We start from the raw sequence: 21072 nt of genomic DNA, 5'->3' as shown, positions 1-21072 counted from the left end.
GTCACCACCCACCGACAACGACCGAGGACTGACTTCAACGATGGAACTGCTCTTCCCTCTCCTGATCCTGGCACTGCTCGTCCCGACCTTCCTGGGCGTGCGGCGTCAGAAGAAGGAGATGCAGAAGGTAACGGCGCTGCAGGACTCCCTGCGCATCGGCGACCGCGTGATGACCACCGCGGGTCTGCACGCCACGGTGGCCGCCCTCGCCGACGACACCGTCGATCTCGAGATCGCGCCGGGTGTCGTCACGACCTGGTCGCGTCTGGTCATCCGGGAGCGCGTCGAGACCGAGACCCCGCAGGATCCGGATCTGCTCCGCAAGGACGACGATGCGAACCCGCCGGAGGGACGTCCGACCGAGTACTGACAGCCGATTCGCGACGCACGGTTTCGGCACCGGAGTCTCCGGTGCCGGTGCCGAGCGCCGCGCGACTGCACCCGACCACCACTCACTCGCATCGAGGAGACTGACAGACCGTGGCACCTTCCAACGGATCGGTGCATCCCGTGCGCGCTCTCGCCCTGTTCGGGGTGATTCTCGCCGCGTTGTATGCACTGGTCTTCTTCACCGGGGACAAGTCGCCCACCCCGAAGCTGGGCATCGACCTGCAGGGTGGCACCCGCGTCACCCTCACCGCGCGAACCCCCGACGGGAGCAGCCCGAGTCCGGACAGCCTCCGCCAGGCCCAGCAGATCATCGAGACCCGCGTCAACGGGCTCGGTGTGTCGGGTTCGGAGGTGATCGTCGAGGGCGACAACCTCGTAATCACCGTCCCGGGTGAGGACAGCGCCCAGGCCAGGACGCTGGGCCAGACCGCCCGGCTGTACATCAGGCCGGTGATCGGGGGACCGATCGACGCGAACATGACCGCCGAGGATCTCGCCGAGCAGCCCGGTGCCGGTACCCCCGAGGGCGGGCTGCCCGCAGAACCGGCCCCTGCCGAACCGGCACCCGGTGAACCCACGCCGGCCGACCAGGCTCCGCCCGCCGACGCACCCGAACCGCAGGGACGTCCGTTCCCGGCGCAGGATCCCACCGCGCCCACCGATGCCCCGGCACCGGCCGAGACGCCCGAGGCCCCCGTCGAGGCGCCCCAGGCTCCGGCCGAGCCCTCCGGAGCACCCGAGGCTCCCGAGAACGACGGCTCGCTCACGCCGCAGGAACAGGCGGCTGCAGACATCGCCACGGCCAAGGCCACCCGTCAGAGCGAGGACCCCGCCGTGCAGCAGGCGGCGGCTCTCGCCCTCGACTGCTCCGCGGCCGACCCGCTCGCCGGCAACGACGACCCGGCGCTTCCGCTGGTCGCGTGCTCGACCGACGGCACCGCGATCTACCTGCTGGGCCCGAGCATCATCGACGGCCAGCAGATCGAGGACGCGACCTCCGGTTTCAATCAGCAGCAGTCGCGCTACGAGGTCAGCCTGACCTTCGACAGCGAGGGCAGCAATACGTGGGCGCAGTTCACCGCCGCGAACATCGGTCAGCAGGCCGCCTTCGTGCTCGACTCGAAGGTCGTCAGCGCGCCCGTGATCCAGGGCGCCACCCCCGCCGGCAGCGCCACCTCGATCACCGGCCAGTTCACGAATACGCAGGCCGCAGAGCTGGCGAACACCCTCAAGTACGGGTCGTTGCCGCTGTCGTTCGTGGCATCCGAAGCCGAGACCGTCTCCGCCACCCTGGGTCTGGCTTCGCTCGAGGCCGGGCTGATCGCCGGTGCGGTGGGTCTGGCGCTGGTGCTCCTGTTCTGCCTCGCGTACTACCGGATGCTCGGACTGCTCACCGCGCTGTCGCTCGTTCTCTCGGGAATGGCGGTCTACGCGGTCATGGTGCTGCTCGGCAGATACATCGGGTTCACGCTCGACCTCGCCGGCGTCGCCGGTCTGATCATCGGTATCGGCATGACCGCCGACTCGTTCGTCGTGTTCTTCGAACGGATCAAGGACGAGATCCGTGAGGGGCGGAGTTTCCGTTCCGCGGTGCCGCGCGGCTGGGCACGGGCCCGCCGCACGATTCTCTCCGGTAACGCGGTCAGCTTCATCGCCGCCGCCGTGCTCTACGTCCTGGCCGTCGGTCAGGTCCGCGGCTTCGCGTTCACCCTCGGCCTCACCACGATCCTCGACGTCGTCGTCGTGTTCCTGGTGACCTGGCCGCTGGTGTTCCTGGCCTCGAAGTCGAAGTTCTGGTCCAAGCCGAGCGTGAACGGTCTGGGCGCGATCCAGCAGGTGGCCGACGAGCGTCGTCTCGTCGCCGCGACCGCTGCGAAGGAGGCGTGACGATGACCGACACGACCACGACGACGGCCGCGCCGCAGCACAGCCGACTGTCCCGTCTGTACACCGGCACGGGCGCCTTCGAGATCGTCGGACGCCGCAAGCGGTGGTACATCGTCACCGCGGTGATCGTGTTGATCGCCCTGCTCAGCATGCTGCTGCGCGGATTCAGCTGGGGTATCGACTTCGAGGGCGGCACCCGCATCCAGATGCCGGCCGTGCCGGGCGTCTCCGTCGAGGAAGTCGAGACCGTCTTCAGCGACACCATCGGCTTCGAACCCGAGGCGGTGCAGACTGTCGGCGCCGGCGACGGAGCGACCGTCCAGATCCGGTCGGAGACCCTCGACGGCGAGCAGGTCGCCGAGTTGCAGACCGCGCTGTTCGAGGAGTTCCAGCCCGCCGGGCCGGACGGTGAGCCGTCCCGCAACTCGATCAGCGTCGCCGACGTCAGCGAGACGTGGGGAAGCCAGATCACCAACAAGGCGCTCATCGCGCTGGTGGTCTTCCTCGTCATCGTCAGCATCTACATCACGATCCGATACCAGCGGAACATGGCGATCGCAGCGATCACCGCCCTGTTCTTCGACATCATCGTGACAGCGGGTGTCTACGCCCTCGTCGGCTTCGAGGTCAGTCCTGCGACCGTCATCGGTCTGCTCACGATCCTCGGTTTCTCGCTCTACGACACGGTCGTCGTCTTCGACAAGGTCGAGGAGAACACCCGCGGCATCCTGCACCTGCACCGCCGCACCTACGCCGAGCAGGCCAACCTCGCCGTCAACCAGACGCTCATGCGCTCGATCAACACCACTATCATCTCGGTGTTGCCGGTGCTGGCGCTGATGGTCATCGCGGTGTGGCTCCTCGGTGTGGGTACGCTCAAGGACCTCGCCCTCGTCCAGTTGGTCGGCATCGTCGTCGGTACCTTCTCGTCGATCTTCTTCGCGACCCCGTTGCTGGTTACGCTCGAGGAATGGCGTGGTCCGGTCGCGAAGCACACCCGCAAGGTGCTCGCCAAGCGGGAGGAGGCCGCCGCCCGCGCGGCGAAGGCCGGGACGCCGGCCGGATCGCAGTCGGCCGACGCGGTCGACGCAAAGGTGGTGCCGACGGTGCAGGGCGCCGGATCCCTGCCCGACCGGGCGACGGTCCGTCGCGGCCCTGCCCCCGGGGCACGACCCACCGGAAAGCGCGGCAAGAGAAGGTCCTGACATGGCGGTGAGCGAGCGGAACGACCCGACGACGAGGCGGTCGCCGAGGCGCCGCGGCACGCTCCTCGCGTGCGCGGCGGTGGCCTCGACACTCGCGTTCTCCACCGTCGCGTGCGGCACGGACGAGGAACCGGTGCACTCGATCGGGTACGCGATCGACAACACGGTGACGACCTACAACGCGAACACCGTCGACGGTGCGGCCTCGGGCGCGCGCCAGGCGTTCGCCCGGGTGCTGCCGGGCTTCGGCTACGTCGGTCCGCAGGGCCGGGTGATCGCGGACACCGACATCGGCACTGCCTCGGTCGTGCCCGGTGAGGGGCTCACCGTGCAATACCGCCTGTCGCCGGACGCGGTCTACTCCGACGGTGTGCCCATGTCCTGCGACGACCTCGTCCTGGCCTGGGCTGCGTCGAGCGGACGCTTCACCGCTCCCGACGAGTCCGGCGAGCAGGTCCCGCTGTTCGACGCTGCCCATCGTGGTGGTTACGCCGACATCGACCGGGTCGACTGTCAGCCCGGGTCGAAGGAGGCCACCGTCGTCTTCCGACCCGGCCGCGAGGACACGAACTGGAAGGCGCTGTTCGGGGCCACCGAGCTGATGCCGGCCCACGTGGCGGCAGGAAGGTCGGGTGTGTCCGACCTGGTCGGGGCGATCACGACGAACGACACCGAGGCCGTCCGGCGCATCGCGGAGTTCTGGAACACCGGCTGGTCTCTCACCCCGGGTGAGATCGACCCGGCCCTCTTCCCGTCGGCGGGTCCGTACCGTATCGAGTCGTACACCGCCGAGGACGGCCTGACGCTCGTCGCGAACGAGCGGTGGTGGGGGAACGCCCCGGGCACCGACCGCATCGTCGTCTGGCCGCGCGGCACCGACACGTCCGCGGCCGCGGAGGACGGCCGCATCCACGTCGTCGACGTGGCCGAGGGATCCGTCGGCCACAGCAACCTCGGCGACGGCGCCGACGTCTCCACCGTCGTCTCACGCAACCTCGAACAACTGGTGTTCGCCACGAGCGGTGTCTTCCAGGACCCGGCGGCGCGCCGCGCCGTCGCCCTGTGCACGCCTCGCACACAGCTGTTCGACGAACTCGGCGTGTCCGACGAGTCGAACGGCGTCACGGGCCCGATCACCTCGCGGCTCCTGGCGCCCGACTCGCCGCTGTACCCGCAGACCGTGCCGACCGCCGAAGGCTACGCCGAGGTCGACATCGACGCCGCGCGTTCCGAACGTGAGGCCTCCGGTCAGGACCGCATGCAGGTCCGCATCGGCTATCTCGGACCGGACGAGCGCCGCGCGCGCACCGTCGAGTTGATCGGCGAATCCTGCCGTGAGGCGGGCATCGAGATCGTCGACGCCGGCTCCGACACCTTCACGCCGTCGCAGCTGACGGCGGGGGAGGTCGACGCGATCCTCGTCGGGACGGCCACGGCCGCCGGTGCCGGTGGCGCCGCCGACATGGAGCACGCCCGCGACGCACTGCACTCCGGGGCCGGCAGCAACGTCGGCGGTTATTCGATCGGCCGCGTCGACGAACTGCTCGACGGCCTGCTCGTGGCGAAGGACAACGCGGCCATCGCGGGACTCGCGACCGAGGCCGAACGCATCCTGTGGGGCGACGTTCCCACCCTGCCCCTGTTCGCGCAGCCCCGCACGATCGGGTTCGCGGCGGGAATGCATGCCGGGGTGCCCAACCCGACGACCGCGGGTGCGGGCTGGAACATGGACCGGTGGATACTCGGAGGATGAGCGCTCAACGGATCGGCGATACGCGGCTCGTCGAAGAAGCTGCCGTGGCCGTGGCCGAACACACCCGATGGGTCGACGATTTCCCGACCGCGGGTGTCCGTTTCGCCGACCTGACGCCCGTCTTCGCCGACGGACCGTCCTTCTCGGCCGTGATCGCGGCGCTGGCCTCCGCGGCACCCGACGCCGAACTCGTCGCCGGTATCGATGCGCGCGGCTTCCTCCTCGGCGGCGGCATCGCCCGCACCCTGGGGGTGGGCGTGCTCGCCGTCCGCAAGGCGGGCAAACTCCCGCCGCCCGTCCAGACCTGTGAATACAGCCTCGAATACGGCACCGCCGCGATCGAGATCCCGGGCGACTGGATGGCCCTGCAGGGCCGCAAGGTGCTCGTCGTCGACGACGTCCTTGCGACCGGCGGAACCCTCGCCGCCACCGTCGAACTGCTCGAACGCGTCGGCGCCGAGGTCGTCGGGATCACCGTCGTCACCGAGATCGAAGCCCTCGGCGGCCGGACGCGACTGCAGAAGTACCCGCTGACGTCTCTCATGCGGATCTGAGGGATAGAGTTGCCACAGGTGCCGGTGAACCCGCCGGGCCCGTACGGTCCGGACATGCGCATCGGTGACGAACCGGGTTCGCAGCCGCGACGGGAGGTTGAGGCATGACCCAGAATCTCGATCGGTCCCACAATTCCGGTCAGAACCCGACCCCCACACCGGCATCGACCTCCGCGTCGAGGCGGGTACGCGCGCGCCTGGCACGACGCATCACCGGTCAGCGGGGCACGAGCCTCAAGCCGGTCCTCGAGCCGCTGGTCACCATCCACCGCGAGCTGTACCCGAAGGCCGACCTCTCGCAGCTGCAGCGGGCCTACGACGTCGCGGAGGAACGGCACGCCAGCCAGAAGCGCAAGTCCGGCGATCCCTACATCACCCACCCGCTGGCGGTCGCCACGATCCTCGCCGAACTCGGCATGGACACCACGACCCTCGTCGCGGCACTGCTCCACGACACCGTCGAGGACACCGGGTATACGCTCGAGCAGCTCACCGCCGAGTTCGGTGAAGAGGTCGCGCATCTCGTCGACGGCGTCACCAAACTCGACAAGGTCGTGCTCGGTTCGGCCGCCGAGGGCGAGACCATCCGCAAGATGATCATCGCGATGGCGCGCGACCCCCGGGTGCTCGTCATCAAGGTCGCCGACCGTCTGCACAACATGCGGACCATGCGCTTCCTGCCTCCCGAGAAGCAGGCCCGCAAGGCACGCGAGACCCTCGAGGTCATCGCCCCGCTGGCCCACCGCCTCGGGATGGCGACGGTCAAGTGGGAGCTCGAGGACCTCGCCTTCGCGATCCTTCATCCGAAGAAGTACGAGGAGATCGTCCGGCTCGTCGCGACCCGCGCACCGTCGCGCGACACCTACCTGGCCACCGTCCGTGACGAGATCGGACGGACACTCTCCGCGTCGCGGATCGACGCGGTCGTCGAGGGCCGGCCCAAGCACTACTGGTCGATCTACCAGAAGATGATCGTCAAGGGCCGCGACTTCGACGACATCCACGACCTGGTCGGCGTGCGCATCCTGTGCAACGAGATCCGCGACTGCTACGCGGCCGTCGGTGTCGTGCACTCGCTGTGGCAGCCCATGGCGGGACGGTTCAAGGACTACATCGCCCAGCCCCGCTACGGCGTCTACCAGTCGCTGCACACCACCGTCATCGGTCCCGAGGGCAAGCCGCTCGAGGTGCAGATCCGCACGCACGAGATGCACCGCACCGCAGAATTCGGCATCGCCGCGCACTGGCGGTACAAGGAGACCAAGGGACGCCACTCGGGTGATGTCGCCGAGCTCGACGACATGGCCTGGATGCGGCAGCTCCTCGACTGGCAGCGGGAAGCGGCCGACCCGGGGGAGTTCCTCGAATCGCTCCGCTACGACCTGGCGGTCAAGGAGATCTTCGTCTTCACGCCCAAGGGCGACGTGATCACGCTGCCTTCCGGCTCGACGCCCGTGGACTTCGCGTACGCCGTGCACACCGAGGTCGGGCACCGCTGCATCGGAGCCCGCGTCAACGGCCGCCTCGTCGCCCTCGAACGCAAGCTCGAGAACGGCGAGGTCGTGGAGGTCTTCACCTCCAAGGACCCCAACGCCGGCCCGAGCCGCGACTGGCAGTCGTTCGTCGTCTCACCCCGCGCCAAGGCGAAGATCCGGCAGTGGTTCGCCAAGGAACGTCGCGAGGAGGCCCTCGAATCCGGCAAGGACGCCATCGCGAAGGAGGTCCGTCGCGTCGGTCTGCCGCTGCAGCGCCTGATGAACGCCGACCTGATGGTCGCGGTCGCCAAGGAACTGCGGTACGCCGACGTCTCGGCGCTGTACACCGCGGTCGGTGAGCACCACGTCTCGGCGCACCACGTCGTGCAACGGCTGGTCGCGCTGCTCGGTGGCGTCGGTGGCGTCGAAGAGGAACTGGCCGAGCGGTCCACACCGTCGACCATCCCCACCCGCTCGCGGAACAGCGGCGACTCCGGTGTCCTCGTGCCGGGCGCACCGGGCACGGTCTCGAAGCTCGCCAAGTGCTGCACGCCCGTCCCCGGCGACGAGATCATGGGCTTCGTGACCCGCACCGGAGCGGTGAGCGTGCACCGCACCGACTGCACCAACGCCGGGTCGCTGCGGGAGCAGTCGGAGCGCATCATCGAGGTGCAGTGGGCGCCCTCGCCGTCGTCGGTGTTCCTCGTCGCGATCCAGATCGAAGCTCTCGACCGGCACCGTCTGCTGTCCGACGTGACGAAGGCACTCGCCGACGAGAAGGTCAACATCCTGTCGGCCTCCGTGACGACCACGGGCGATCGGGTCGCGGTGAGCCGGTTCACCTTCGAGATGGGCGACCCGAAACATCTCGGGCACGTACTCAACGTCGTCCGCAACGTCGAGGGCGTCTACGACGTGTACCGGGTGACCTCGGCAGCCTGACCGAATCCGTCTCGGTCTCGCGCCGGACGACGACATCCCGCCCCGGAATCTCCGGGACGGGACGTCCGTACGTTCCGTGCGAACGGGGGTGTCAGGACCCGACGGTCACCGACTCGATCTGCACCGCGCGGTTGGGGGCACCGCCGCCGGCCGCCATCGATCCGTCGTCGCCCTCCGCCGCGACCTCCTCGATCACGGCGAGTCCGTCCTCGTCGACCGTCCCGAAGACCGTGTAGGTGGGGGGAAGCTGCGAATCCTCGTAGACCAGGAAGAACTGGCTGCCGTTGCTGCCGGGCCGGCCCGTGTTGGCCATCGCGACCGTGCCGCGCGGGTAGATCACCGGCTGGCGCAGCTGGGCGTCGCCGGGTGCGTACACGTTCTCCGGGTACTCGGTGTCGAAGCCGTAACCCGGCCCGCCCGTGCCGGTGCCCGTCGGGTCGCCGCACTGCAGCACCTGCAGACCCGGTGAGGTCACCAGCCGGTGGCAGGGCGTGTCGTCGAAGTAGCCCTGCTCCGCGAGGGACACGAAGCTGTTGACCGTGCACGGTGCCGCGGCACGGTCGAGTTCGACGCCGATCACGCCGACGCTGGTGGTGATCTGCGCGGCAGCAGCGCCGGTGGCGGAGACGTCGTCCGAGGCGGGGGCGGTCACGTCGCGTGCGGCGTCACCCGAGGCGTCGTAGGTGCACGAGACGGAGTCGGTGCCGCTGGGTCGCTCCGGTAGTTCGCCCGTGTAGGCGGGGGACTGCCGGTCGGCGGCGGACGCCGGTGCCGACGAGCTCGCGGCGGTATCGGTGGACGAATCGTCGGAGCACCCCGTGAGCAGGAGTGCCAGCCCGGCGCCGGCGGCGAGGGCGGTGCGCAATCGGATCATCAGTCCATCCTGACCGACGTGAGGGTGGTCTCCAGCGCGGGGGCACCGTCGGCGGCTCCGCCTGCGACGCCGGCCGCGGCGATCTTGTCGAGGGTCGCGAGACCGGTCTCGTCGATCGTGCCGAAGACGGTGTACTGCGGCGGCAGCACCGAATCGCCGTACACCAGGAAGAACTGGCTGCCATTGGTGTCCGGGCCGGCGTTGGCCATCGCGAGGGTGCCACGCGGATAGGTCATCGGTTCCTGCGCGGCGGGATCGTCGGCGGCGAACTGATCGGTGGGGAACTCGTTGGCGAACTGGTATCCCGGACCGCCCGACCCGCTACCCGACGGGTCGCCGCACTGCAGGACCTGCAGGGACGGCGAGGTAGTCAGACGATGGCAGGCCGTCTCGTCGAAAAAGTTCTGCGAGGCCAGCGACAGGAAGCTGTTGACGGTGCACGGCGAATCGTCGTTGTGCAGGATCAGGCCGATGTTCCCCTGGCTCGTCTCCATGCTGACGCTGATGTCCGTGTTGCCCTCACCGGTGGTGCGGATGCCCTCGGTGCGCGGCGGCTCTGCCGGCTTCGACGGTTCGCGGCCGTCCGCGGTGTAGGAGCAGCTCACCGTCTCGGGCAACGGCTCGGACCGGCCGTCGGGGAGCGCGGCGTACTCCATTTCCGAACCCGAGGTGTCGTTCGACGCCGCCTCGGTGGCCGTGTCGTCGCCCCGGTCGACCGCCCACAGAGCAACACCGGCGCCGACGACCACGATCACTCCGAGCGCGGACAGCGCGATCGTCATGCGGCGCCGCTTGCGCTCGCGTTCGGCTCGACGCTCGAGCTGCCGTTCGAGTTTGCGTTTCGCGGCCTGGCGCCGTTGTGCGTTGCTCGGCACTGCAGTAGTCCTCCCGTGAACGATCGATGTGGTCCAACCGACTTCGAAGCAGACCCGAGTCTGCCACCCGGGACCGGCAACCCGCGGGCAGGGCGCAACGCATAGTCTGTAGGAGACCTCGAAGGCTTCCACCCGTAGGAGCGATGCTCGTGCTCGTGACCGGATTCCCTGCCGGGATGTTCCAGACCAACTGCTACATCCTCGCGCAGGACAACGCGAAGGAGTGCGTCATCGTCGATCCCGGCCAGGACGCCGCCGAGCCGCTCGTGGAGTTCCTCACCGGATCCGATCTCACGCCCCGGGCGGTGCTGCTCACGCACGGTCACCTCGACCACATGTGGTCGGCGCAGCCGGTGGCCGACCGGTACGGGATCCCCGTCTACATCCACCCCGACGACCGGATGATGCTCACCGATCCGCTGCAGGGCATGGGGTCGAGCCTCGCCCCCTTCCTCGACGGCGTCGAGTTCGTCGAACCGCAGCAGGTCGTGGAGTTCGGCGACGGAGACGAGATCGAACACGCCGGAATCGAGTTCGTCGTCGACCACACGCCCGGACACACCCGCGGCTCGGTCGTCCTGCGCACGCGCACCACCACCCCGGACGGGGCCGCCCTGAACGTCGCGCTCACCGGCGACACCCTGTTCCAGGGGTCGATCGGCCGCACCGACCTGCCCGGCGGCGACCACGCGCAACTGCTCGACTCGATCGCGCGCAAGCTGCTCGTGCTCGACGACGGCACCAACATCCTCCCCGGACACGGCGGAGCGAGCACGATCGGGCAGGAGCGGGAGTCGAATCCCTTCCTCACCGGCCTGGCAGAATCCCGCTGACGGCACGAACACCGCGATCCGTCCGGTGACCAACCGAGAGAATCCCGAGAGAAGGCAGTACCAGTGAGCAAGGCCTCCACGTTTTCGGCGCCGAAGGGTGTGCCCGATTACGTTCCCCCGCAGTCGGCGGAGTTCGTGGCGGTACGGGACGGTCTGACCCGTGCCGCACGCCTGGCGGGGTACGGGCACGTCGAGCTGCCCATCTTCGAGGACACCGGCCTGTTCGCTCGCGGCGTCGGCGAGTCCACCGACGTCGTCACGAAGGAGATGTACACCTTCGCCGATCGCGGTGAGCGCTCGGTCACGCTGCGTCCCGAGGGCACCGCGGGCGTGATGCGCGCGGTGATCGAGCACGGTCTCGACCGCGGTCAGCTCCCCGTGAAGTTGTCCTATTCCGGGCCGTTCTTCCGCTACGAGCGCCCCCAGGCGGGCCGCTACCGTCAGCTCCAGCAGGTCGGCGTCGAGGCGATCGGCATCGACGATCCCGCGCTCGACGCCGAGGTCATCGCGGTTGCCGACGCAGGATTCCGGTCGCTCGGACTCGACGGATTCCGCCTCGAGATCACGTCCCTCGGCGACGAGACCTGCCGTCCGCAGTACCGGGAGAAGCTGCAGCAGTTCCTGTTCGCGCTCCCGCTCGACGAGGAGACGCGCCGCCGCGCCGAGATCAACCCGCTGCGCGTGCTCGACGACAAGCGCCCCGAGGTCCGCGAGATGACCGCCGACGCGCCGCTGATGCTCGACCATCTCTCGGACACCGCTCGCGCACACTTCGACGAGGTACTCGCCCACCTCGACGCGATCGGCGTCCCGTACGTCGTCAATCCGCGCATGGTGCGCGGCCTCGACTACTACACGAAGACCACCTTCGAGTTCGTCCACGACGGGCTCGGCGCCCAGTCCGGCATCGGTGGTGGTGGCCGCTACGACGGGCTCATGGAACAGCTCGGCGGCCAGCCGCTCTCGGGCATCGGTTTCGGGATCGGCGTCGACCGCACGGTTCTCGCGCTCGCCGCCGAGGGCAAGACCGCCGGCAGCCCCGCGCGGTGCGAGGTGTACGGGGTGCCGATGGGCGACGCCGCCAAGGTCGCCCTCGTGCCCATCGCGCACAAACTGCGCGCCGCGGGTGTCCGCGTCGACCTCGCATACGGTGGGCGCGGCCTCAAGGGCGCCATGAAGGCGGCCGACAAGTCCGGTGCCGTCGTCGCGCTCGTGCTCGGTGACCGCGAACTCGAGGCAGGTGAGGTCGTCGTCAAGGATCTGCGCAACGGCGAGCAGCACAGCGTTGCACTCACGGACGTCGTCGCCCGTGTGGGTGAGGTCGTTGCCGGCGCATGACGACCGGGACGGTGCCGCCGTCCCGCTCGATCTGATCCCGTCCCGGCTGCTCCGGCCACGCGCCCGCAGGATCGCGCTGCTCGCGCTCGCCGTCGGCGTCGTCCTCGGCGTTCTGGTCTGGATCGTCGCGCCCGGATGGGTCGCGCTGCTCGTCGGGGCCGTCTTCGCGGTGCCGCCGGCCGTCGGTGCGTTCCTGGCCACGCGTCGGCACCTGCTGCTGCGCGGCACCGTCGTCACGCTGTCGGGGGCGTTCCGGTCGCGCAGTGTCGATCTCGCGCGACTCGCCGGTGTCGAACTGATCGTCCGGGTGGGCGGGGTATCGCAGGCCGTCGTGCGCGTCAACGACGGTGAGCACAATCTCGTGTCGGTCCCGCTCGCCCTGTACGCCAACGGCGGCGGTCGCGAACTCGACGTGCTGGCCCTGCGAAAGCTCGCGGATGCGCTCGCCACCAGCGAGATCGCTCCGGCGGCGGCGATCTCGTCGGTGCTCGTCGAACAGTTGCGGGCCGAGGCCCGCGACGCCGCGCTCGGCGAACGCCCGCTCTACCGGGCGATCGAACTCGCGCGCGGCGCCGGCCGGGTGCCGCAGACGACGCTGACCGACCACGAGGTCGCCTCCCTCGTCGACTGACAGGCTCGTCCGATCGACGAGTAATGCTCAGCGGTCGTCGTGCGAACCGATCACGGCGGGAACGACCAACGGCAGTTCGCCGACGACCTCGGTGCCCTCCGCGGCGGCACTCAGCAGACGGGTGGGGGAGCGGTGCTCCTCGTCGTCGGACCCGCGAGCGGACGTCGCGGGGACCATCCCACCGGTCGAGGGTGCCCTTCCCATCGCGCTCGCGCCGGTCGTGGCCTGCGCACTCCCGCCCGAGCCCGGGGCGGTCGGAATCGGAGCGGCGGCAGGCACACCCGCAGTTCCGAACGCGGCCCCCGCGGTGCCGTGACCGGTGACCACTCCGGCCGACACCGTTCCGGCCGATCCCGCGACCGCCGCACCGACGGTCGGAACCGCCGCGTGTGCGGTGGGCGCGGTCGCCGCGTAGGCGGTGGGAGTGGTCGCGGCGTGCGCGGCGGCCGTGAACGGCGCTGCGACACTCGACGCGACATCGGTTGCGGCCGTGGCGACCGTGCGCATCTCCTGCACCCCGGTCACGGCCACCGGCGCGGGCACGGGAATCGGCGTGGTCAGCGCCGTCATCGCGGCGGTGTGGACCGTCAGCTCGCCCCGGGTACGCGCAACGACGGCCAGGGCAGCCTGGAGATGCTGCGCGGCGGACGCCAACAGGGCGGCCTGGCCCGGCGGCGTCGCGAGAGCCGGTGCGGCCGCCATCGCCGTGGTCACGAACGACTGTGCGATGCCGGTCAATTCGATGTTGCCGCGTTCGACGGTCGCCGTGGCGGCGCGGGTGACGTCGCCGATCCGGTCGCCGCGGTCGGCCAGTTCGAGGGCCGACTGCTGCGCGCGCACACCGTGACCTGCGGCCTCGTCGGCCGTTGCTCCCTCCCACGACTCCGGAAGTGCGTGCAGCGCACTGCGTCCGAGCATCGTGGCGGTCTCGAGCAGACGCGACCCCTGCTGCAGGATCGCCGACGGATCGAGCGAGTCGAGGATACCGGTGCCGAACATCGAGCAGAGTTCGGTGAGCGGCCGCACGATCGTCTCGAGATCGGGCAGCACCGGTACCGGAATCGATTCGAGCAGCTCGACGATCGAATTCGCCTCGAGGACGGGCAGACCCGGCTCGGGAAGAACGGGTTCCGGAAGTACCGGCAGCGGTGCGTCGAGGACCGGTCCGATCGGCGACGCGCGGAGAGCGTCGAGAACGGTCGGTGACGCTGCGGGTGTTGCGGTGTCGATGACCGATCCCTGCATCACAGTCCTCCCGCAGCGTCGGCCAGCGCCGAAGCCGTTCCGGTGTCGGTCGTTTCGTAACCGGTGGCCGCCTCGTGTGCTGCGATGCCGTTGGACGCGTAGGCCCACGACAGTTGCGCGACGGCACTGGTGTGCTCGGATTGGGCCGCGGCGAACACCGCGAGGAACTCTCCGCCGATGAGTCCCAGAGCCGGACTCAACGCGGAGATGTTGGCCTGCAGATCGAACGTCCCCGCCTGCGCTACCTGCTCGGCCGCACGAAGATTCGTGGCCCCGAACGCTCGAATACCATCGGGCACCACCCGGATTCCGGCACCGGGAAACAGACCGCTCATCGAACCCCCCATCGAAGATCAGTGTGGCGAGCACTGTAACTCGAGCGCACCGGGCGAGCCACCGGACCCTCGGCCGCCTGTGGATGAACGGATGGGGATGCCGATGTATTCGTTGCACCGCGAGTGCGCTCCGTCCGATCGACCACGATGCCGAACGATCTGTTGACAGCGAATAGCACACATGTTCGACTGGGGGTATGAGGTGGGCGGGTCAGACTGTGGATGCGGACGACGGAGCTCTGCCGGGCCTCGAACGGGCGGGTCTCGTCCGTAGTGTCCGCACGCCGGAGTTCGAGGGAGTCACCTTCCATGAGGTGCTGTGCAAGAGCGCGCTGAACAGGACGCCGGAGGCCTCCCGGTTGCCGTTCCGGTACACCGTCAACACGTTCCGGGGCTGCACCCATGCCTGCCGGTACTGCTTCGCCCGGCCCACGCACGAGTACCTCGATCTCGACGGCGGGCACGACTTCGACTCGCAACTGGTCGTCAAGACCAACGTCGCCGCCGTCCTGCGCCGCGAACTCGCGCGACGATCCTGGACCCGGGAACACGTGGCGCTCGGTACCAACACCGATCCCTACCAACGGGCAGAGGGGCGCTACCGGCTGATGCCCGGAGTCATCCGGGCGTTCGCCGAATCCGGCACCCCCTTCTCCATTCTCACGAAGGGCACGCTGCTGCGCCGCGATCTTCCGCTCCTGTCGCTGGCGGCCGGTCAGGTCGATGTGTCGGTCGCGGTGTCGCTCCCGATCGGCGATCCCGAACTGGCCGCGCACATCGAACCGGGCACGCCGTCACCGAAGGCCCGTCTCGATCTCGTGAAGGCGGTCGTCGACGCCGGATTGTCGTGCCACGTCATGGTCGCTCCGGTGCTGCCCTTCCTCACCGACTCGCGACAGCACCTCGACACGCTGTTCGGCTCCCTCGCCGCCGCCGGCGCGTCGGGGGTCACCGTAATACCGCTGCACCTGCGCGGCTCGACCCGCGGGTGGTTCCTGTCGTGGCTCGCGCAGGAGCATCCTGCCCTCATGAGACGATATCGCCGCCTCTACGGACGGGGCGCGTACGTTGCTCCGGAGTACTCGCAGTGGTTGGACGAGCGGGTCGCGCCCCTGCTCGAACGTCACCGCCTCGGGGTCCGGGCGTCCGCTCGGCGTGAGGAGAGGGGTGCGCTGCGCGCCAACGAACGCGTCCCCGAACCCGAGGCGGCGCTCACCCTGTTCTGAGGCGGTTCGTGGGCGGCGCGTCAGTCGTCGTATGCGAGCCGGACCTTCTCGAACGCCACGCGCGATGCTTCGGAGATCGGTTGCGAGCCGCCTTCGGCGGCGGTGCCGACGTCCACCGAGTCGGCGAGCGCGACGCACCGGCCGTGCTGGAACAGGGCCGAGCCGATCACCACCGACGATGTCCCGATGCGGTGGACACCGGTGGCGATGACGATGTCGTGCGGATAGAACACCTCGGCCAGGAAGTTGATCTCGATCTTCGCGAGTACCGCACGCTCGAAGGGGTAGGTATCGCCCAAGGTCGACGACACGGCTTCCATGACGAGGACGCGGGCCTGCTCGAAGTAGCGGGCGATCGAGACGTTGTTGATGTGTCCGAGCGCGTCGGTGTCGCCGAACAGGGGCGTGATCGTGCGCTGCAACGGATACAGGTCGAGCGAGGTGCGTCGCGGGTCGTGCCGCATGGGAGGTACCGCCTTCGGAGGTCGTGGCTGTGACCCGGTCAACATATCCGTGATCCGATCGACGTCCCGCTCCGGAGGTGCGGGCGGAGTTCGCTTCGGGGCGGAGGCCTACCGTCTGCCGTCGATCATGCGATCGCGCATGCGGGCGAAGACCTCGGTCATGGGGGCGATGTCGGCGGGGGAGAGCAGGTCGAACATGTTCTCGCGGACCGCCCCGACGTGGCCGGGACCCGCCTCGGCGAGTCTCGCGTAGCCGACGTCCGTGAGTTCGGCCCACGCGCCGCGTCGGTCGGATTCGCACTCCACGCGCCGCACCCACCCCGCGTTCTCCATGCGGGAGACGGCGCGGGTGATGCCGCTGCGGGTCGTGGTGCTCGCGTCCGCGAGGTCGCGCATGCGCATCCGGCGGTCGGGTGCCTCGGACAGCAGGACCAGGATCTCGAAGTCGGTGAAGGAGATGTCGGAGTCCCGCAGTAGTTGCTTGTCGAGATTCTGGAACAGCAGGCGCGTCGCATCCAGATAGGCGCGCCACAGGCGCTGTTCGTCGTCGCTGAGCCACTTCGCGTCTCCCATGATCCCCAGTGTACCCGTGTTAGTTGACTGCGCAATCAAATGTGACACAATGGATAGGGTCGACCGACGGACCACCGAGAGGAGTCGAGCGGCATGAGCAACACCGACACCCGTCCCGAGGAGATCCGCTGCCGGACGGAGGACCTCCCCATCCGCGACCCGCTCCGCCCCCGCGTGGAGATCATCACCTCGCGTGAGGTCCCGCTCGGTGGCCCCCGGGCCATGCCCGTGCGCCGTACGCTTCCGCAACGGCAGCGTTCGCTGATCGGCGCGTGGTGCTTCGTCGACCATTACGGCCCCGACGACGTCTCCCGCACCGGCGGCATGGACGTCGCACCGCACCCCCACACCGGTCTGCAGACGGTGTCGTGGCTGTTCACCGGCGAGATCGAACACCGCGACAGTCACGGCGTGCACGCGATGGTCCGGCCGGGGGAGTTGAACCTCATGACCGGAGGCCACGGAATCTGTCACTCCGAGGTCTCCACCTCCGCGGCCACGACACTGCACGGCGTGCAGTTGTGGGTGGCCCTGCCCGACGCACATCGCGATGCGCCCCGCGACTTCCAGCACCACGTGCCGCCGGTCGTTCGGGTGCCCGGTGCAGAGGTCAAGGTCTTCCTCGGTTCGCTCGCCGGCGAGGAGTCGCCCGTGACGACGTACACCCCGTTGCTCGGCGCAGAGATCGTCCTGGACCCCGCGGCGAGCATCACCCTCGACGTCGACCCGTCGTTCGAGCACGGGGTGCTCGTCGACACCGGTACGGTCGCGCTGTTCGGCACCGTGCTCACGCGAGCCGCCCTGGGCTACACCGGAACCGGCGTGCCGGCCCTCGAACTGACCAACACCACCGACGAACCCGCACGTATCGTCCTCCTCGGCGGAACACCCCTCGGCGAGGAGATCGTGATGTGGTGGAACTTCGTCGGCCGCGACCACGACGAGATCGTCGCCTACCGGGACGCCTGGGAACGCGGGTGCGATCGGTTCGGCCGCGTCTCCGGCTACACCGGGAGGGTCGAGCGTCTCCCGGCGCCGCCCCTGCCCCAGGCGCGTATCCGCCCCCGCCGCAATCCGCCCACCGCAGATCCGAACTGCCCGACACAGGACCCCGCATGAGCACCGCACCGATTCTCGACGTCCGCCGCGCGGACGACCGCCTCCACACGAAGATCGACTGGCTCGATTCGAGGCACTCCTTCTCGTTCGGCCACCACTACGATCCCGACAACACGCATTTCGGGATGCTGATGGTCAACAACGACGACATCGTCCGTCCGGGAAGCGGTTTCGACACTCACCCGCACCGCGACATGGAGATCGTCACCTGGGTGCTCCGCGGATCGCTCGTGCATCAGGACTCGACGGGGCATTCCGGGGTGATCTACCCGGGTCTCGCGCAGCGCATGAGCGCGGGCTCGGGGATCCTCCACTCCGAGAAGAACGACTCGTGGCGTCATCCCGGTGCCACTGCGTCGTATGCCGCCGAGCACGACGAACCGGTGCGGTTCGTGCAGATGTGGGTGCTGCCGGACGAAGCCGGGATCGAGCCGGGCTACGAACAACTCGAGATCGACGACGAACTGCTCTCCGGCGGACTCGTGCCGGTCGCATCCGGAATGGACGCCTACGCCGACCATTCCGCCATCCGCATCCGCAACAGATATGCCGCCATGCACGTCGCGCGGATGCGTCCGGATCGCCCCGTGACGCTGCCGGACGCACCCTTCGTGCACCTCTTCGTCGCCCGGGGCGAAGCCGCACTCGAGGGAGCCGGACCTCTCGCTCAAGGAGACGCAGCGCGGATCGCCGGAGGTGGCGGCCGACAGCTCACCACAGCCACCGGCGCCGAGATCATCGTCTGGGAGATGCACGCCGCACTCGGACACTCCTGAACGGTCCCGGCCGGGGCAGGAAACGACGTCAGCTCGTGGCGCCGCTCATCGGCAGCAGCCGGGCCAGGACGTCCGAGAGGGTGATCAATCCGACGATCCGTCCGTTCTCGGTGACGGTGACCAGATGGTTCCTGGTCTCCCGCATCGTCGTCAGCGCCTCGTAGACCGGCGTCGCGGCGTCGATCGTCAGCGCGGGGCGCATCAGTTCGGTCGCCGTGGTTCCGGGTGCGGCCTGGAGACTGTCGCGCACGTGCACGACACCGTCCACGTGGCCGTTGTCGCGCACGAGCAACCGGAGGTGCCCGGTGCGATGGGCCGTCTCACGGATCTCGACGGCCGTCGAGGTCGGCTTCACGCTGCTCGGCTCGGCCTGCGGCGTGACGATCTCGCCGAGCGTGAGCGTCTCGAGCTCCAGCGCGCTGCTCAGGTGCCCGTGATAGCGCTCGTCGAGCGTGCCGACGGTGGCCGAGTGCTCGACCAGGTGCCGCAGCGCATCGGGATCCTGACCTTCGGCGACCTGATCCACCGGGTCCACACCGACCTTTCGCAGACACCAGTTCGCCATATGATTCAACCGGACGATCAACGGCCGGGTCACCCACATGAACGCGCGCATCGGCAGCGCCAGCATCGTGGCGGACTTCTCCGGGTGGGCGATCGCCCACGACTTCGGTGCCATCTCGCCGACGACGAGGTGCAGGAACGTCACGATGATCAGCGCAAGGACGAAGCCGGCCACGTCCGCGAGCCACAGCGGCGCGCCCCAGTTCTCGAACAACGGCGTGAGCCAGTGGTGCACTGCGGGTTTCGTCGTCGCACCGAGTGCGAGCGTGCACACCGTGATACCGAGCTGGGATCCCGCGAGGAGCACCGACAGTTCGGACGCGCTGCGCAGGGCGGCCCGCGCCGAGCGGCTCGACGTCGCTGCGTCCTCGAGTCGGTGTCGTCGCGCCGCGATGAGCGCGAACTCGACCGCGACGAAGAACGCGCTGGCGGCGATCAGGCCGATCGTCACCACCGCGACGACCACAGGATTACTCATTGCCGGTCACCTCGTCCGTCAGAACGGTCACGCGCACGGACGACGGCACGTGCTTGTCGATGTCGCGTACCTCGGCCACCAGGGTCCTGTGGATCGGGCCGTCCCCGTTCAGCAGTTCGGCGGGATCCGGATCCAGTGTGATCCGGACGGTGTCACCCACCTCGGGGAGGCCACCGAACTCGGTGATGACCAAGCCGGCGAGCGTCTCGTAGTCGCCCTCGGGCAGTTCGTGGTCGAGGGTGCGGGCCACCTCGTCGATGTGTGCGTCGCCGCGGACGATCCAGCCGTCGCCCTCGGGGCGGATGACCTCGGCGGCCATCGCAGAATCGTGCTCGTCGGCGATCTCGCCGACCAGTTCCTCCGCGATGTCCTCGAGGGTGACGACGCCGGCGAACCCGCCGTACTCGTCGATCACCAGTGCCATCTCGTCCTCGGCCCGGGCCAGTTCGGTGAGAACCTCCGGCAGTGCCAGCGTGGCCGGCACGATCACGGGGGGGCGGCAGACCCCCGCGGCCGTGCCCGTCGGGGTGTCGAGGCCGAGGAGGTCGTGCAGGTGCACGACACCGCGCAGATCGTCGGACGAGGTGCCCACCACGGGGTATCGGGTGTGCCCCTCGCTCATCTTGTCGAGGATGGTGGCGACCGGCTCGTCCAGTTCGACGACGTCGACCCGCGACCGCGGGATCATCGCGTGTTCGGCGGTCCGGGTCGGGAACTCGAGGATCCGGTCGAGGAGGGTGGACAATTCCGGCGGAAGTTCGCCGGTCTCGCGCGACGCGGCCACGATGTGTTCGAGGTCGCGTGGTGTCGCGGAGTGCTCGACGTCGTGTACCGGCTCGATGCGCAATGCGCGCAGCAGGAGATTCGACGACGCGTCGAAGAGTTTGATCAGCCATCCGAAGACGGCGAGATAGGCGCTCGTCGACAGGGCGAGGCGGCGTGCGACCGGTTCGGGACGGGCAATGGCGAGGTTCTTCGGTACCAGTTCACCGAAGACCATCTGGACCACCGTCGAGAAGAGCACGGCCAGCACGGTGCCGACGGCGACACCCACCGCGGTGGGGATACCCACCCCGCCGAGCAGTTCGCCGAGACCGCTACCGATCAGCGGTTCCGCGACGTAGCCGACGAGCAGGCCGGTGACGGTGATGCCGAGCTGAGCGCCCGAAAGCATGAAGGAGGTGCGGCGGGTGACCGCCAGTGCGCGGGCCGCAGCCGAGTCACCGCCTTCGGCGCGGGCCTTCAGGCGGGAGCGGTCGACGGCCATGTACGCGAATTCCTGCGCGACGAAGTAGCCGGTCAGTGCGGTGATGGCGAGAACGACAAGAATGCCGGCCGCGATTCCGAGGGCGGTCAGCACTTCGGGGACCGGGCTCGGGTGACGAGCAGAGCGTCATATCTGGGCGGGACGGGTCTTCGAGGTTTTCGCTTGGGGCGTTTCATGACTCCCTCGGGGTCGGGCGGGCAGGTGTACTCACAGGATAGGACGAACGGGCACCGGCGGAAGTTCCCCCCGCGGGGTGGAGATATGGTCA

The 21072-nt window shown here is 69.0% G+C and carries 20 protein-coding genes; 12 read left to right on the top strand and 8 right to left on the bottom strand.

The window, feature by feature from the left end:
* The first annotated feature begins 40 nt into the window (after window positions 1-40).
* The 6 genes from yajC to M3330_RS01585 all read left to right on the top strand — a co-directional run bounded on the left by yajC (window position 41) and on the right by M3330_RS01585 (window position 8206).
* Window positions 41-370 carry a preprotein translocase subunit YajC gene (yajC, locus tag M3330_RS01610; RefSeq protein ID WP_006551392.1) on the top strand — a complete coding sequence of 110 codons (330 nt, stop codon included), beginning with the start codon at window positions 41-43 and terminating at the stop codon, window positions 368-370.
* A 110-nt stretch (window positions 371-480) separates the two neighbouring features.
* Window positions 481-2277, top strand: coding sequence for a protein translocase subunit SecD (secD, locus tag M3330_RS01605; RefSeq protein WP_255026782.1), 1797 nt, complete (start codon window positions 481-483; stop codon window positions 2275-2277).
* A gap of 2 nt (window positions 2278-2279) precedes the next feature.
* Window positions 2280-3482 carry a protein translocase subunit SecF gene (gene secF / locus M3330_RS01600; RefSeq protein WP_228045024.1) on the top strand — a complete coding sequence of 401 codons (1203 nt, stop codon included), beginning with the start codon at window positions 2280-2282 and terminating at the stop codon, window positions 3480-3482.
* Window position 3483: 1 nt separating this feature from the next.
* Window positions 3484-5235, top strand: a complete 1752-nt coding sequence (locus M3330_RS01595; protein WP_255026781.1) for an ABC transporter substrate-binding protein — start codon at window positions 3484-3486, stop codon at window positions 5233-5235.
* The gene (locus M3330_RS01590; protein WP_006551396.1) at window positions 5232-5789 is read left to right on the top strand and encodes an adenine phosphoribosyltransferase; all 558 of its coding nucleotides are present in this window, start codon (window positions 5232-5234) and stop codon (window positions 5787-5789) included. Before M3330_RS01595 ends, M3330_RS01590 begins: the two co-directional genes overlap by 4 nt.
* Window positions 5790-5893: 104 nt before the next feature.
* Window positions 5894-8206: a bifunctional (p)ppGpp synthetase/guanosine-3',5'-bis(diphosphate) 3'-pyrophosphohydrolase gene (locus M3330_RS01585; RefSeq protein ID WP_024100749.1), complete on the top strand. Its 2313-nt coding sequence runs from the start codon at window positions 5894-5896 to the stop codon at window positions 8204-8206.
* Window positions 8207-8297: 91 nt separating this feature from the next.
* On the opposite strand, the gene M3330_RS01580 is transcribed toward M3330_RS01585, so the two are convergent.
* Together M3330_RS01580 and M3330_RS01575 are read right to left on the bottom strand one after the other, a co-directional pair.
* On the bottom strand, window positions 8298-9080 hold the full coding sequence (locus M3330_RS01580) for a peptidylprolyl isomerase (RefSeq protein WP_071934860.1): 783 nt from the start codon (window positions 9078-9080) through the stop codon (window positions 8298-8300).
* A complete protein-coding gene (locus M3330_RS01575) occupies window positions 9080-9955 on the bottom strand; it encodes a peptidylprolyl isomerase (RefSeq protein ID WP_071934861.1) in 876 nt (291 codons plus the stop codon). The genes M3330_RS01580 and M3330_RS01575 overlap by 1 nt, the downstream gene beginning before the upstream one ends.
* 149 nt (window positions 9956-10104) lie before the next feature.
* On the opposite strand from M3330_RS01575, the gene M3330_RS01570 reads away from it, so the two are divergent.
* From M3330_RS01570 to M3330_RS01560, 3 genes are all read left to right on the top strand, one after another.
* Window positions 10105-10788, top strand: a complete 684-nt coding sequence (locus M3330_RS01570) for an MBL fold metallo-hydrolase (RefSeq protein ID WP_183079234.1) — start codon at window positions 10105-10107, stop codon at window positions 10786-10788.
* A 63-nt stretch (window positions 10789-10851) separates the two neighbouring features.
* A complete protein-coding gene (hisS, locus tag M3330_RS01565; RefSeq protein WP_006551401.1) occupies window positions 10852-12126 on the top strand; it encodes a histidine--tRNA ligase in 1275 nt (424 codons plus the stop codon).
* Entirely contained in the window at window positions 12113-12757 is a 645-nt protein-coding gene (locus M3330_RS01560) for a hypothetical protein (protein ID WP_170318498.1), read from the top strand. Before hisS ends, M3330_RS01560 begins: the two co-directional genes overlap by 14 nt.
* 27 nt (window positions 12758-12784) lie before the next feature.
* Here M3330_RS01560 and M3330_RS01555 read toward each other — a convergent pair whose 3' ends face one another.
* The gene (locus M3330_RS01555) at window positions 12785-14002 is read right to left on the bottom strand and encodes a hypothetical protein (protein WP_019289249.1); all 1218 of its coding nucleotides are present in this window, start codon (window positions 14000-14002) and stop codon (window positions 12785-12787) included.
* Window positions 14002-14337, bottom strand: a complete 336-nt coding sequence (locus M3330_RS01550; protein ID WP_006551405.1) for a type VII secretion target — start codon at window positions 14335-14337, stop codon at window positions 14002-14004. The genes M3330_RS01555 and M3330_RS01550 overlap by 1 nt, the downstream gene beginning before the upstream one ends.
* A gap of 197 nt (window positions 14338-14534) precedes the next feature.
* On the opposite strand from M3330_RS01550, the gene M3330_RS01545 reads away from it, so the two are divergent.
* On the top strand, window positions 14535-15563 hold the full coding sequence (locus tag M3330_RS01545) for an Rv2578c family radical SAM protein (protein ID WP_255026777.1): 1029 nt from the start codon (window positions 14535-14537) through the stop codon (window positions 15561-15563).
* Window positions 15564-15583: 20 nt separating this feature from the next.
* Here M3330_RS01545 and M3330_RS01540 read toward each other — a convergent pair whose 3' ends face one another.
* Both M3330_RS01540 and M3330_RS01535 read right to left on the bottom strand, forming a co-directional pair.
* Complete coding sequence (locus M3330_RS01540) at window positions 15584-16027, bottom strand: thioesterase family protein (protein WP_006551407.1); 444 nt, start codon at window positions 16025-16027, stop codon at window positions 15584-15586.
* 108 nt (window positions 16028-16135) lie between these two features.
* The gene (locus M3330_RS01535; RefSeq protein ID WP_006551408.1) at window positions 16136-16600 is read right to left on the bottom strand and encodes a MarR family winged helix-turn-helix transcriptional regulator; all 465 of its coding nucleotides are present in this window, start codon (window positions 16598-16600) and stop codon (window positions 16136-16138) included.
* Between the two features lie 93 nt (window positions 16601-16693).
* Between M3330_RS01535 and M3330_RS01530 the strand changes: the two genes are divergently transcribed.
* Together M3330_RS01530 and M3330_RS01525 are read left to right on the top strand one after the other, a co-directional pair.
* Window positions 16694-17719, top strand: a complete 1026-nt coding sequence (locus M3330_RS01530; protein WP_039587085.1) for a pirin family protein — start codon at window positions 16694-16696, stop codon at window positions 17717-17719.
* Window positions 17716-18495 carry a pirin-like bicupin family protein gene (locus tag M3330_RS01525; RefSeq protein ID WP_006551410.1) on the top strand — a complete coding sequence of 260 codons (780 nt, stop codon included), beginning with the start codon at window positions 17716-17718 and terminating at the stop codon, window positions 18493-18495. Before M3330_RS01530 ends, M3330_RS01525 begins: the two co-directional genes overlap by 4 nt.
* A gap of 28 nt (window positions 18496-18523) precedes the next feature.
* Here M3330_RS01525 and M3330_RS01520 read toward each other — a convergent pair whose 3' ends face one another.
* Entirely contained in the window at window positions 18524-19537 is a 1014-nt protein-coding gene (locus tag M3330_RS01520; RefSeq protein ID WP_170318499.1) for a hemolysin family protein, read from the bottom strand.
* Complete coding sequence (locus M3330_RS01515) at window positions 19530-20897, bottom strand: hemolysin family protein (protein ID WP_006551412.1); 1368 nt, start codon at window positions 20895-20897, stop codon at window positions 19530-19532. Before M3330_RS01515 ends, M3330_RS01520 begins: the two co-directional genes overlap by 8 nt.
* Between the last annotated feature and the right edge of the window lie 175 nt (window positions 20898-21072).

Origin of the sequence: Rhodococcus sp. GA1 (assembly GCF_024321955.1) — a bacterium.
Lineage (GTDB): Bacteria > Actinomycetota > Actinomycetes > Mycobacteriales > Mycobacteriaceae > Rhodococcus > Rhodococcus pyridinivorans.
Note: the sequence above shows the minus strand (reverse complement) of the source record. Positions and strands in the feature narration are given on the sequence as shown.